Origin of the sequence: uncultured Xylophilus sp. (assembly GCA_913776965.1) — a bacterium.
GTDB lineage: Bacteria > Pseudomonadota > Gammaproteobacteria > Burkholderiales > Burkholderiaceae_C > Xylophilus.
Window position 1 is genome coordinate 63,576 of record CAJYQL010000123.1, and the last position, 12,491, is coordinate 76,066.

Here is a 12,491-nt window from a genome sequence, read left to right on the forward strand (position 1 = left end):
GATACCCCGCGAACAGGGGGTTGCGCTGCTGTCCCCGTTCAGGTCAGGCCGCGCCGCGCGGCCTCCAGCGCGGCTTCGGCCCGGGAACCGATGCAGAGCTTGCGGTAGATCTCCTTCACGTATCCCGCCGCGGTGTGCGGGCTGATGCCCAGCAGCGCCGCGGCCTCGCCGATCCGCAGGCCCCGGCCGATGTAGCCGAGGACTTCGGTCTCCCGCGGGCTGAGCACCGGCTGGACGGCTGCTGCGCCGCACCCTGTCGGCCCGGCCGTCGCCGCAGCAGGCGCAGGCCCGAAGTCCCGCAGCACACGCCGCGCCAGCGCCGGCGACAGCGGGGGAATGCCGGCCTGCAGCTGCTGCAACTGTGCGAGCAGCAGGTCTTCCGGCTGGTCCTTCAGCAGGTATCCCTGGGCGCCGGCCCGCAGCGCATCGAACAGATGACCGTCGTCGTCGTAGATGCTGGTCACCACCGCCACCGCCTGCGGACAGTGCGCGCGCAGGCGGTGCAGCAGCGCGAGGCCGGACCCGTCCGGCAGGCCCAGGTCGACCAGCGCCACTGCCCAGTCGCGCCGGGCGTCCACCAGCGCCAGCGCCGCATGCAGGCAGTCGGCATGGCAGACCTCGGCGCCGGGCCAGGCGCGCCGGGCGAGCGCGGCGAGCCAGACGGCCTCGGCCGGCCGGTCCTCCAGCAGCAGGACCGGGATTCCGGTCATGCGGCCGCCACCGGCGCTGCCGTTGCCGTTGCCGTTGCTAGTTCTCGTGCCGGTGCCAGCGGAAGGACGATGTCCAGCACGGTACGGCCGGGCGCCGACGTCACGGTCAGCGCGCCGCCGACCTCGGCGAGCCGCTGGTGCATGTGCCGCATGCCGTGGCCGCCGCCGTCCGCCCGCGGGGCCTGCGGGCGCCTGTCCGCCGCATCGAAGCCGCAGCCGTCGTCCTGGATGCGGGTCCGCAGCCGGCCGTCGGCGCAGTGCACCTCCACCGTGACCCGACCGGCACCGGCATGGCGCACGATGTTGCTGACCGCTTCGCGGACGACCGACAGGTAGTGCCGGCAGACCCGCCAGTCCAGCGGGCGCTGCAGGTCGGGCCCTTCCTCGGGCAGGGGCCACTGCAGCGCCAGGCCCGCGGCGTCGAGCCGCTGCGCGGTTTCGTGGCGCAGCTCGGCCAGCACGGTGCCCAGCAGCGGCTGCGCGCCCGCCATGCCGCCGACCAGCGCGCGGATCTCGGTCAGGCTCTGGCGGATCAGCACGCGGGTCTGGTCCACGTCCGGCTGGTGCAGGCCGCTGAGCAGCCGGGCGCCGATGTCGTCGTGCAGGTCGCGCGCGATCCGGCGCCGCTCTTCCTGCACGCCGCGGTCGTACGCCCGCCGGCCGGCTTCGGCCTGTTGCAGCAGGGCCACCAGCCGTGCAGCCAGCGTCGCGTCGCGCAGACCGAAAAGACGCCGGCCGCCGCCCGCATAGGCCAGCCGCAAGGCCGGCGCGCCCGCGGCGGCCGGCAGTTCCAGCGCGAGGCCGTCTTCCGCGAGCGCCGGCTGCACCGGCGGCGCAGCATCGCCGGCGCAGGGCGCGATCTCCAGCGGATCGAACAGCCGCCGCAGCAGGGCCTGCCAGCGGTCGGACCGTTCGGCGGCGACCGGCGCGAACGACACGTCGATCGCCGCCTCGAACAGTTCTCCGGTGGTCGGCACGCCGCGCCGGGCGATCCGCGACCAGGCCCAGCCGCGCAGCGGCAGCCAGGCGAAGCCGCAGACCAGCAGCGCCAGCCCGAGCGACAGCTGCGGCCCCAGGTGCAGCCCGAGCAGCAGCAGCGCATCGAGCGCCAGCAGCGCCAGCGCGCCCAGCACCGCGAACAGAATGCGGAACGCCCAGTCGCCCACCTCGAACAGCCGCCAGCGGCGCAGGCCCAGGCCCAGGCCGACATACATCAGCAGGAAGAACCCGAAGGCGTAGCCCTGCGGCATCGGCGGCAGTCCGCCGAGCAGGCTGGCGCCCGGGATCGCGACGATGAACAGGCTGCAGCCGACCAGCATGGCGAGGCCGAGCCAGCGCAATGCCGCGCGTGCCGGCGGGTCGCCCCGGGTGGCCCGCCATTGCCAGACCGCGAAGACCAGCGCCAGACCCATCTCCAGCAGACAGGGCAGCCGCAGGCCCGCATCGTGGCCGTCGACCCACTGCAGCTGATCGGCCAGCAGCGCCGTACCGGCGAGCAGCGGTGCCAGCCCTTGCCAGCGCGGCGGCACCAGGGTCCGCGGATAGGACAGGAACAGCATCACCAGCGCGCTGCCGAAGGCGAGCGTGCCGACATGGTTGACACCGGAAAGGCCGCGCAGCAGCGCAGCCGGCAGCGCCAGTTCCCGGGTGCTGTAGACCGCGGCGGTCGTCGTCGCCAGCGCCAGCGTGACGCCGAGCGCGAAGAACAGCCGCACCGCCCGGTCGCGCGGCCGCAGCACCAGCATCCAGGCACCGATCAGGACCGCTGCGGCTCCTACCGCCAGCTGGAACCAGAACAACAGCGGCAGATCGGCCGCCGGCCGCAGGCCGCCGGGCAGCGGTACACGGGCCCGGCTGCCGTCGGGCCGTTCGACCAGCAGCGCTGCGTCGGCCGTGGCCTGTCGCTGCGCCAGCGCATCCTGGCGGCGGTAGAAAGCGTTCAGATCGTCGTAGCGGTCGATGAAGTCCGGCTCTTCCACCAGATCTTCGGCCCGCAGCGGCTGCGGCGCGAGGCCGGGCGCCTCGATCGCACGCACCGCCGTGCCGGCCGGCAGCCCGTGCGCGTCGGTCGCCGCGACGACCACCCGATCGGCCGCAGCGTCGGCCGCCAGGGCGATGCCGAGGGCCGGCTGCCGCAGCGCGAGCACCGTCGCCAGCGCGCAGAGGAGCAGCACGCACAGGCCGGCGCCCAGCAGCCATTGGGAAGGAGACAACCGCAGCCGTCTGTCGCTCATGCGCGCCTCGCCGAAAAGTGGACCGGAAAGGGAAAAGAGGTAGTGGTGGCCCGGACGCCCGGGCCGACGCGCGGATTGTTACCAGATTTTTCCGCCGCTCCTTGCCTGCTGAGCGGCGCGCCGGGACTATTCGGTCATTCCGCCCTGCAGGTCGCCGCGTCGCAGCGCCTGTTGCTGCACACGCATCGGGACGAACAAGGTCAGCAGCGAGGCTTCCAAATTCCGGGCCGCCGCCTCGTGGTCGCCGCTCCCGTTGCACACATACACGTCGAGCGTCACCGCGCCCCGTTCCGGCCAGGTGTGGATGCACAGATGCGATTCGGCCAGCAGCACGGTGGCCGTCACGCCGCCGGGGCCGGCGGCGGTCGCCGGAAAGGCATGCGCCAGTCGGGCGACCGGCCGCAGGCCCGCCGCCTGCACGCGGGCCTCGCAGGCGGCGAGCAGCGCGTCGGCATCGGTCAGCCAGCGCATGTCGCAGCGGCAGTGGTGGAGATCGGCGGTCAGGTGCAGGCCCTGCATGGCGGCGACTGTAGCGGAGCGCCCGCCGGAGGGCCGCCGGTAAAATGCGCGGTTTCCCGCATTTCCCGCCTCCTTTTCCGGAGCTGCCGACCCATGGCCCACACCGAATCCCCCGCGTCCTCCGCTTCCACTGCCGCCGACGCGGCCTCCGTGCCTGCAGCCGCCGACGCGCTGTCGCTGCAGGCGGTGCCGCGCGAGACGGCGATGGCCAACGCGATCCGCGCCCTGACGATGGACGCGGTGCAGCAGGCCAATTCCGGCCACCCGGGCGCGCCGATGGGCATGGCCGACATGGCCGTCGCCCTCTGGGGCCGCCACCTCAAGCACAACCCGTCCAACCCGCAGTGGGTGGACCGCGACCGCTTCGTGCTGTCCAACGGCCACGGCTCGATGCTGCTGTACGCGGTGCTGCACCTGACCGGCTACGACCTGCCGGTCGAGGAACTGAAGAACTTCCGCCAGCTGCACAGCAAGACCCCGGGCCATCCGGAAGTCGGCTACACCCCCGGCGTCGAGACCACCACCGGCCCGCTCGGCCAGGGCATCACCAACGCGGTCGGCTTCGCGCTCGCGGAGAAGCTGCTGGCGGCCGAATTCAACCGCGACGGCCACACGGTCGTCGACCACCGCACCTACGTGTTTCTGGGCGACGGCTGCCTGATGGAAGGCATCAGCCACGAGGCGGTCACGCTCGCCGGCGCCTGGAAGCTGAACAAGCTGGTCGCGCTCTACGACGACAACGGCATCTCGATCGACGGCCAGGTCGCGCCCTGGTTCATCGACGACACGCCGGCCCGCTTCCGCGCCTGCGGCTGGAACGTGGTCGGCCCGGTGGACGGCCACGACGCCGAGGCCGTCGCCGTGGCGATCGCCAGCGCCAACACCTCGGCCGACAAGCCGACGCTGGTCGTCTGCAAGACCGCCATCGGCAAGGGCTCGCCCAACCGCGCCGGCACCAGCAAGGCCCACGGCGAGCCGCTCGGCGCCGACGAGATCGCCCTGACCCGCAACGCGATCGGCTGGGCCCATGTGCCCTTCGAGATCCCGGCCGACGTGTACGCCGCCTGGGACGCGAAGGACGCCGGCGCCCAGGCCGAGGCCGACTGGCAGCAGCGCTTCGATGCCTACGCCGCCGCCCATCCCGCGCTCGCCGCCGAATTCACCCGCCGCATGCGCGGCGATTTGCCGAAGCACTTCGCGCAGACCGCGGTCGACGCCGCCATCGGCGCGCACACCAAGGCCGAGACGGTCGCGAGCCGCAAGGCCAGCCAGATCGCGCTGGAAGCCTTCACCGCCGCGCTGCCCGAACTGCTCGGCGGCAGCGCCGACCTGACCGGCTCCAACCTGACCAACACCTCGAGCACGCCAGCGCTGCGGTTCGACGCGGCCGGCGCGGTGGTCACCACGGACAGCGCCGTCGGCACCAAGGTCGGCGGCCGCCACATCAACTACGGCGTGCGCGAGTTCGGCATGGCCGCGGTCATGAACGGCATCGCGCTGCACGGCGGCTTCATCCCGTACGGCGGCACCTTCCTCACCTTCAGCGACTACAGCCGCAACGCGATCCGCATGGCCGCGCTGATGAAGGCGCGGGTGATCCACGTCTTCACCCACGACTCGATCGGCCTTGGCGAAGACGGCCCGACCCACCAGTCGATCGAGCATGCGGCCAGCCTGCGGCTGATACCGAACCTCGACGTCTGGCGCCCCGCCGACACCGCCGAGACGGCCGTCGCCTGGGCCGTCGCATTGGAGAACAAGGACCGCCCGACCGCCCTGCTGCTGTCGCGCCAGAACCTGCCCTACGCCCCCAAGACCGACCTGGGCGAGATCAGCCGCGGCGCCTACGTGCTGCGCGAGCCGGCCGCCGTCGGCCTGAAGAAGAAGCCGCAGGCGGTGATCCTGGCGACCGGCTCCGAGGTCCAGCTGGCGCTCAAGGCCCAGGAGATGCTCGCGCTGCAGAAGATCGCGGTGCGCGTGGTCTCGGTGCCGAGCACGACCGCTTTCGATCGCCAGGACACCGCCTACAAGAAGTCGGTGCTGCCCAAGGGCCTGCCGCGCGTCGCGGTCGAGATGGGCGTGACCGACGGCTGGTGGAAGTACGGCTGCGACGCGGTGGTCGGCATCGACCGCTACGGCGAATCCGCTCCCGCCGCCGTGCTGTTCAAGGCATTCGGCTTCACGCCCGAGAACCTCGCCGCCACGGTCCGCAAGGTCCTGGGCAAGAAGTGACGGCCGTCCCCGCATCCCCCGGTTTTCTTCCATCCTCAGGAGTTGACGACATGACCACCAAGATCGGCATCAACGGCTTCGGCCGCATCGGCCGCAACGTGCTGCGCTCGGCCGTGCAGAATTTTTCGGACATCGAGATCGTTGGCATCAACGACCTGCTCGAGCCCGACTACCTCGCCTACATGCTGCAGTACGACAGCGTGCACGGCCGCTTCGAGGGCACGATCGCGGTCGAGGGCAACACCCTCATCGTCAACGGCCAAAAGATCCGCCTGACCCAGGAACGCGATCCGGCGAACCTGAAGTGGGACGAGGTCGGCGCCGAAGTGGTGATCGAGTCCACCGGCCTGTTCCTCGACAAGGCCGGTGCCGGCAAGCACCTCGCCGCGGGCGCGAAGAAGGTCATCATCTCGGCGCCGTCGAAGGACGACACCCCGATGTTCGTCAAGGGTGTGAACTGCGGCACCTACGCCGGCCAGGACATCATCTCCAACGCCTCCTGCACCACCAACTGCCTGGCACCGCTCGCCAAGGTGCTGCACGACAAGTGGGGCATCAAGCGCGGCCTGATGACCACGGTGCATGCCGCCACCGCCACGCAGAAGACGGTGGACGGCCCGTCCAACAAGGACTGGCGCGGCGGCCGCGGCATCCTCGAGAACATCATCCCCAGCTCCACCGGCGCGGCCAAGGCGGTGGGCGTGGTGATCCCCGAGCTGAACAAGAAGCTGACCGGCATGAGCTTCCGCGTGCCGACCTCCGACGTGTCGGTGGTCGACCTGACGGTCGAGCTGGAAACCGAAGCCACCTACGATGAGATCAAGGCCGAGATGAAGGCCCAGTCCGAAGGCGCGCTGAAGGGCATCCTGGGCTACACCGAGGACAAGGTGGTCGCCACCGACTTCCGCGGCGACACCCGCACCTCGATCTTCGACGCCGACGCCGGCATCGCGCTCGACAAGACCTTCGTCAAGCTCGTGTCCTGGTACGACAACGAGTGGGGCTACTCGAACAAGTGCCTGGAAATGGTCCGGGTCGTGACGGCGAAGTAAGCCGCTCTCCGCACACCGCACGACGCGCCCTCCGGGGCGCGTTTTCGTTTCCGGCAGGCGTTGTCCCACAGACGGACCGGGCGGCAACGGGCGCGACCGGGCTGTCGCGCGCCTCACCCTCCGGTGTCATTTGCACCGGAGACCACCATGCCGCGCGGCGACAAGTCCAGCTACACCGACAAGCAGAAACGACAGGCCGAACACATCGAGGAAGGCTATGAGAAGCGGGGCGCGCCCAAGGCCGAAGCCGAGCGCCGCGCCTGGGCCACCGTGAACAAGGAAACCGGCGGCGGCAAGAAGAGCGGCTCCGGTCGCGAGAAGGCCGAGAACCATGCGCCGTCGCGCAAGGGCGGCCGGGCCGGCGGCGCAGCCGCTGCCAGCCGAACCGCGGCCGAGCGTTCGGCGTCGGCCAAGAAGGGCGCCGAGACCCGCAAGCGCAATGCGGCGGCGTGGGCTTCGGCCAAGAGCTGATTCCCGGCGCTTCTATCCCGCGGGCGAAAGGCCGACGTCGCGGCCGGCCCGGTCCTACGTAGGCGATGGTGGGGCTTCACTAGCGTGGGTGGCCCTCTTCCCCACGAAACGACGCCATGCCGCCCTCTTCCCGCAGTCCCGCCGCCTCGCCGGCGGACCCCAAGCCGCGCGCCGCCGCCAAGGCCGCCGCACGCAATTCCGACAGCGCACCCGCCCGGCCCGCAGCAGGCGACACCGACGATCCGGCCGTGCAGCGCGCGGCCGACACCCAGGCCACCGTGGCCGGCATGCCGCACAACCCGAACAAGGCGCAGGAGCACGGCCACGATGCCGCACTGTCGCCGCCGGTCGGCGCCCGATCCCCGGTTCCGTCGCGCCTCGTGACCGGCAGCACGCTGTCGGAGACCCAGGCGTCCGACAAGACCGGCGGCGTGATCGCCGAAGGCGTGAACGCGACCGTCGGCACCCTCGACCGGGTCCGGGTGGATTCCGGCGGCCAGCGGCTCACCACCAACCACGGCGTGCCGATCGCCGACAACCAGAATTCGCTGAAGGCCGGCGTGCGCGGCCCGGCGCTGCTGGAGGACTTCATCCTCCGTGAGAAGATCACCCACTTCGACCACGAGCGCATCCCCGAGCGGATCGTGCATGCGCGCGGTTCCGGCGCGCACGGGTATTTCGAATGCTATGCACCGCTGACCGACCTCACCCGGGCCGCGCCGTTCCGCGAGGCCGGCAAGATCACGCCGGTGTTCGTGCGCTTCTCGACGGTCGCCGGCGAGCGCGGCTCCAAGGACACGGCGCGCGACGTGCGCGGCTTCGCGGTCAAGTTCTACACCGACCAAGGCAACTGGGACCTGGTCGGCAACAACATGCCGGTGTTCTTCATCCAGGACGCGATCAAGTTCCCGGACCTGGTCCATGCGGTCAAGCCCGAGCCGCACCACGCGATGCCGCAGGCCGCGTCGGCGCACGACACCTTCTGGGACTTCGCCTCGCTGATGCCCGAATCGACCCACATGCTGCTCTGGCAGATGTCGGACCGGGCGATCCCGCGCAGCTACCGGATGATGCAGGGCTTCGGCGTGCACACCTTCCGGCTGGTCAACGATGCGGGCGAGTCGCGCTTCGTGAAGTTCCACTGGCAGCCGAAGCTCGGCACCCATTCGCTGGTCTGGGACGAGGCGGTGAAGATCTCCGGTGCCGACCCGGACTTCCACCGCCGCGACCTGTGGGAAGCGATCGAGGCGGGCGAATATCCCGAATGGGAACTCGGCCTGCAGGTCTTCACCGAGGAAGACGCGGAAAAATTCAGCTTCGACATCCTCGACGCGACGAAGATCGTGCCGGAAGAGCTCGTCCCGGTGCAGGTGGTGGGCCGCATAGTACTCAACCGCAACCCCGACAACTTCTTCGCCGAAACCGAGCAGGTCGCGTTCTGCACCGCGCACATCGTGCCGGGCCTGGACTTCACCAACGATCCGCTGCTGGCCGGCCGCATCCACTCCTATGTGGACACGCAGATCAGCCGGCTCGGCGGCCCCAACTTCCACGAGCTGCCGATCAACGCGTCGATCGCACCGGTGCACAACAACCAGCGCGACGGCATGCACCGCCAGGCGATCCACCGCGGCCGCGTGGCCTACGAGCCCAACTCGCTTGCCGGCGGCTGCCCGTTCCAGGCCGGCGCCGGCCAGGGTTTCATGAGCGTGGCGCGGCGCATCGACGCCCGGGAGTCGAGCGACAAGGTGCGCGGCAAGCCCGAGAAGTTCGCCGACCACTACACCCAGGCGACGCTGTTCTACGAGAGCCAGACCCCGGTGGAGCAGGCCCACATCGCCGCCGCATTCCGCTTCGAGCTGAGCAAGGTGACGGTGCCGGCGATCCGCGAACGCATGGTCGCCTCGCTGGTCAACGTGTCGACGACGCTGGCGCAACAGGTCGCCGACGGCCTGGGCATGGAGTTGCCCGCGGCGCTACCGCGTGCGCTGGAGAAGCCGGCCAAGCCCGAGGTGAAGGCCTCGCCCGCGCTGTCGCTGACGGCCCGGCCGGGCGACGGCGGCATCCGCACCCGCAAGATCGCGATCCTGGTGGCACCCGGCGTCGCCGGTGCGCCGCTCGCGGCGCTGCAGGCCGCACTGGTCGCCGAAGGTGCGGTGGCGCGGCTGGTCGGCCCGCGGCTCGGCGCGATGGCGACCGCCGACGGCGGCGAACCGCTGCAGGCCGATGCCACGCTGGAAAACGAGCCCGGCTTCCTGTTCGATGCGCTGGTGCTGCCGGACGGCGAGGCCGGCGTGCAGACCCTGGCCGGCATCGGCAACACGCTGGAATTCGTGAAGGACCAGTACCGCCACGGCAAGACGATCCTGGCGCTGGGCATGGGCCGGATGCTGCTGGAGGAGGCCAAAGTCTCCGCCCAGCTGCCCGACGGCAGCGACGACCCGGGCGTGCTGATCGCGACCGGCGACGACGACGTGGCAGCCGCCTTCATCGCGGCGGTGGCCCAGCACCGCCATACGGTGCGCGACCAGGACCCGCCGCCGGTCTGATGCCGAAAGTCTGCGGCGCCCGCACCGGGCGCCGCGGGCCGAACGGCTATCAGGTCGCGGTGGTGGCCGGGTAACGCCGCACCAGCGACTCGGCCACGCAGGCCGGCTTGTCGGCACCTTCGCGTTCGACCGTCACCTGCCAGGTGAGCTGCAGGCCGCCCTGCTCCACCGGCGTGCAGCCCAGCAGGTGCAGCCGCCCCCGCAGACGGCTGCCGACCGGCACCGGTGCCATGAAGCGGACCTTGTTCAGGCCGTAGTTCACGCCCATGCCGCCGTCGGTGATCTGCAGCGCGCTGTCGAAGAACGCGGGCAGCAGCGACAGCGTGAGAAAGCCGTGCGCGATAGGGGCGCCGAACGGGCCGGCGCGGGTGCGCTCGACATCCACATGGATCCACTGGTGGTCGCCAGTGGCGTCGGCGAAGCGGTCGATGCGCGACTGGTCGATGGTGATCCAGTCGCTGACGGCAACATCCTGGCCGACCAGGGTGGGCAGGTCGGCGAAACGGTAGGCATGGGCAGGCATGCGTGCACTGTCCGTCGCCGCCGCCCGCCGCGCTGTCGTGCCGGCGACAAGCAGGCACCCGACAGGGCGGGCGCGGCCGGTGACCGTCAGGCCAGCAGGTCGCCGTCGTCGCCCAGGAAGTCGCCCCCGCCGTCGTCCGACCAGCCGCCCCCGTCATCGGCAGCGGCCAGTCGCGCGTCGTCGCCGGCCCGGTCGTCGAAGAAGTTGTTGTTCGTCACCTCCTCCACGACCGGGGCGTTGCCGGGGCCCGGCGCATTGTCGAGCAACGACGACGACGATGCTTGGTGGCCACCGGCACGGTCCTGCATCAGGTGCTCGATGCCGTTGTAGAGGAACATGCCGCCCGCCACGCCGGCGGCGGCCGAGGCCGCGGTGCCGAGAAAGCTGGGCCCGCTGCGGGCGGCCGCCGGCGCGGCCTGCTGCGGGGCGGCGGCACCGCCGCCGAAGAGCCGCTCGCGCCAGCCGGCCGGTGCCGGAGCCGGCGCATAGCCGGCCGGTGCGGGGCTGGCGGACCCGTACGACGCGGCCGGTGCCACCGCGGCGCCGATCAGTCCGGGCGAGGTGGGCGCACGGCCGAAACCGGGTTCCAGCCCGCCGTGCAGGAAGCCGGCGCCGCCCGGGTCCCCGCGGCCGTCGGCCGTGCGCTCCAGTTCGGCGATGCGGGCATTGGCCTTCTCCAGCGCCTGCTCCAACAGCAGCGTGCGCTGCACCAGCAGATACGGGGCGTCGGGCTGGCGGTCGAGGGCGGCGCGGATCGCGGCGTCGGCCTGCGGGTCCTTGGCCACGCCGTGGGCGGCGGTGAGACGCTGCAGGAAGGAGTCGAGGACGTGTTGTTCGTGCGGGGTCATGGGACGGCCTTTCGCGGCAGGAAGCGGTTCGGGCCTCCTAGATCGGGACCGCGGCCGGGCGCATCAAGCCCCCGCCGGCCGCCGGACCGCCGTCTTTACGCACGGTTGCACGGCCCGGCCGCGCGCTGGGGCGGGCCGGGCGGCAGTATCAGCCGGGCGCCGCCTCGGCCGGCCAGTCGACCAGTTCGGCCAGCCGCTGGACCACCCAGCGGGCCTCGGCCGGGTTCAGGCCGGCTTCCGGTGCCAGCAGCGCCTCGTGGAAGCGGCCGAGCAGTTCGCGCTGGTCCTGCAGCGTGTCGTGGACCAGGCCCTCGGTCTGGCCGACCAGTACCTGCGCCAGGTCCTCGCAGAGTTCGTAGCGGGCCTGCACGTCCTCCAGCGGAGCCGTCAGGCGCTGCTGCCCGTCGAGGTAGAGCGCGTGGAAGGAGGCGGGCAGCTGCAGCTGGTTCTCGTCGTAGGCCATGAAGACTCCTCGGGTCAGGCGGAAGGGGGTGTCGGCGGCGTCGATGCGGCAGCCTCGGGCAGGCCGAACGCATAGGACTCCATCGACAGTACCCCGTAAAGGATGCCGCCGTCCAGCACGCGCACCGGCGCAGCGTCGCCGGCCGCGCCGGCGGCCACCAGGAGCGGCAGGAAATGCTCGGTGGTCGGATGGGCGCGGGCGGCGTGGGGTGCATCCTCCAGCGTGCGGCGCAGGCGGGCATGGTCGCGGTCGGCGACCGCCGCGCGCACCCAGCCGGCGAAGGCCTGCGCATAGTCCGCCGCGGCGGCGCCGGGGGCGGCGATCTCGTAGAGGTTGTGGGTCAGGCTGCCGGAGCCGACCACCAGCACGCCCTCCTGCCGCAGCGGCGCGAGCGCCCGGCCGAGCGCGTAGGCGCCCTCGGCGTCCAGCCCGGCGGGCATCGCGAGCTGGAACACCGGCACGTCGGCCGCCGGGAACAGGTAGCGCAGCGGCACCCAGGCGCCGTGGTCCAGGCCGCGCGCCGGATCGGCCTGCACCGGCCAGCCGGCGGCCTGCAGCAGCGCCTGCGCGCGGGCGGCGACCGCCGGCGCGCCCGGGGCGGGGTAGGCGAGGCGGTACAGCGGCGCGGGAAAGCCGCGGAAGTCGTGGATCGTCGCCGGCGCGGCGGTGGTCGCGACCCGCGCCTGCGGTGCCGTCCAGTGCGGCGACACCACCAGCACCGCCCGGGGCACAGGCAGCGCCGCGCCGAGGGCCTGCAGCTGCGGCCCGAGCCGGCCGGGCTCCAGTGCGAAGGTCGGGGCGCCGTGGGAGATGAAGAGGACCGGCATCGGTGCCGTCGTGTCGGTCAAAGGGAGTGCGGCGGAATCGCGTGTCATGCCTCCCAATCTATT

Annotated in this window: 11 protein-coding genes; 4 read left to right on the forward strand and 7 right to left on the reverse strand. The window is 71.8% G+C overall.

What is annotated here, in order from left to right:
• Positions 1-38: 38 nt before the first annotated feature.
• The 3 genes from QZ500_RS17335 to QZ500_RS17345 form a co-directional block, all read right to left on the reverse strand.
• Positions 39-710 carry a response regulator transcription factor gene (locus QZ500_RS17335; protein ID WP_295856962.1) on the reverse strand — a complete coding sequence of 224 codons (672 nt, stop codon included), beginning with the start codon at positions 708-710 and terminating at the stop codon, positions 39-41.
• Positions 707-2,944 (reverse strand): ATP-binding protein, encoded by a 2,238-nt coding sequence (locus QZ500_RS17340; protein ID WP_295856964.1) that lies wholly within the window; start codon positions 2,942-2,944, stop codon positions 707-709. The genes QZ500_RS17335 and QZ500_RS17340 overlap by 4 nt, the downstream gene beginning before the upstream one ends.
• Positions 2,945-3,070: 126 nt before the next feature.
• Positions 3,071-3,463, reverse strand: coding sequence for an S-adenosylmethionine decarboxylase family protein (locus QZ500_RS17345; RefSeq protein ID WP_295856967.1), 393 nt, complete (start codon positions 3,461-3,463; stop codon positions 3,071-3,073).
• 204 nt (positions 3,464-3,667) lie between these two features.
• Between QZ500_RS17345 and tkt the strand changes: the two genes are divergently transcribed.
• From tkt to QZ500_RS17365, 4 genes are all read left to right on the forward strand, one after another.
• Positions 3,668-5,695 (forward strand): transketolase, encoded by a 2,028-nt coding sequence (gene tkt / locus QZ500_RS17350; RefSeq protein ID WP_295857019.1) that lies wholly within the window; start codon positions 3,668-3,670, stop codon positions 5,693-5,695.
• Positions 5,696-5,745: 50 nt separating this feature from the next.
• Positions 5,746-6,747, forward strand: coding sequence for a type I glyceraldehyde-3-phosphate dehydrogenase (gap, locus tag QZ500_RS17355; protein ID WP_295856968.1), 1,002 nt, complete (start codon positions 5,746-5,748; stop codon positions 6,745-6,747).
• 147 nt (positions 6,748-6,894) lie between these two features.
• Complete coding sequence (locus QZ500_RS17360; RefSeq protein WP_295856970.1) at positions 6,895-7,218, forward strand: plasmid stabilization protein; 324 nt, start codon at positions 6,895-6,897, stop codon at positions 7,216-7,218.
• Positions 7,219-7,334: 116 nt separating this feature from the next.
• Positions 7,335-9,767: a catalase gene (locus tag QZ500_RS17365; RefSeq protein ID WP_295856971.1), complete on the forward strand. Its 2,433-nt coding sequence runs from the start codon at positions 7,335-7,337 to the stop codon at positions 9,765-9,767.
• Positions 9,768-9,816: 49 nt separating this feature from the next.
• Here QZ500_RS17365 and QZ500_RS17370 read toward each other — a convergent pair whose 3' ends face one another.
• The 4 genes from QZ500_RS17370 to QZ500_RS17385 all read right to left on the reverse strand — a co-directional run bounded on the left by QZ500_RS17370 (position 9,817) and on the right by QZ500_RS17385 (position 12,476).
• Positions 9,817-10,290 carry a MaoC family dehydratase gene (locus QZ500_RS17370; protein ID WP_295856973.1) on the reverse strand — a complete coding sequence of 158 codons (474 nt, stop codon included), beginning with the start codon at positions 10,288-10,290 and terminating at the stop codon, positions 9,817-9,819.
• Positions 10,291-10,376: 86 nt separating this feature from the next.
• The gene (locus tag QZ500_RS17375) at positions 10,377-11,138 is read right to left on the reverse strand and encodes a DUF2076 family protein (protein WP_295856975.1); all 762 of its coding nucleotides are present in this window, start codon (positions 11,136-11,138) and stop codon (positions 10,377-10,379) included.
• A gap of 148 nt (positions 11,139-11,286) precedes the next feature.
• Positions 11,287-11,601 carry a hypothetical protein gene (locus tag QZ500_RS17380; protein WP_295856977.1) on the reverse strand — a complete coding sequence of 105 codons (315 nt, stop codon included), beginning with the start codon at positions 11,599-11,601 and terminating at the stop codon, positions 11,287-11,289.
• Positions 11,602-11,615: 14 nt separating this feature from the next.
• Positions 11,616-12,476, reverse strand: coding sequence for a class III extradiol ring-cleavage dioxygenase (locus tag QZ500_RS17385; protein WP_295856979.1), 861 nt, complete (start codon positions 12,474-12,476; stop codon positions 11,616-11,618).
• Positions 12,477-12,491 lie beyond the last annotated feature (15 nt).

Excerpts from the sequence above, each read along its gene's own strand:
- QZ500_RS17335 (WP_295856962.1), bottom strand. The coding sequence starts at position 710 with ATGACCGGAATCCCGGTCCTGCTGCTGGAGGACCGGCCGGCCGAGGCC.
- QZ500_RS17340 (WP_295856964.1), bottom strand. The coding sequence starts at position 2,944 with ATGAGCGACAGACGGCTGCGGTTGTCTCCTTCCCAATGGCTGCTGGGC.
- QZ500_RS17345 (WP_295856967.1), bottom strand. The coding sequence starts at position 3,463 with ATGCAGGGCCTGCACCTGACCGCCGATCTCCACCACTGCCGCTGCGAC.
- tkt (WP_295857019.1), top strand. The coding sequence starts at position 3,668 with ATGGCCAACGCGATCCGCGCCCTGACGATGGACGCGGTGCAGCAGGCC.
- gap (WP_295856968.1), top strand. The coding sequence starts at position 5,746 with ATGACCACCAAGATCGGCATCAACGGCTTCGGCCGCATCGGCCGCAAC.
- QZ500_RS17360 (WP_295856970.1), top strand. The coding sequence starts at position 6,895 with ATGCCGCGCGGCGACAAGTCCAGCTACACCGACAAGCAGAAACGACAG.
- QZ500_RS17365 (WP_295856971.1), top strand. The coding sequence starts at position 7,335 with ATGCCGCCCTCTTCCCGCAGTCCCGCCGCCTCGCCGGCGGACCCCAAG.
- QZ500_RS17370 (WP_295856973.1), bottom strand. The coding sequence starts at position 10,290 with ATGCCTGCCCATGCCTACCGTTTCGCCGACCTGCCCACCCTGGTCGGC.
- QZ500_RS17375 (WP_295856975.1), bottom strand. The coding sequence starts at position 11,138 with ATGACCCCGCACGAACAACACGTCCTCGACTCCTTCCTGCAGCGTCTC.
- QZ500_RS17380 (WP_295856977.1), bottom strand. The coding sequence starts at position 11,601 with ATGGCCTACGACGAGAACCAGCTGCAGCTGCCCGCCTCCTTCCACGCG.
- QZ500_RS17385 (WP_295856979.1), bottom strand. The coding sequence starts at position 12,476 with ATGACACGCGATTCCGCCGCACTCCCTTTGACCGACACGACGGCACCG.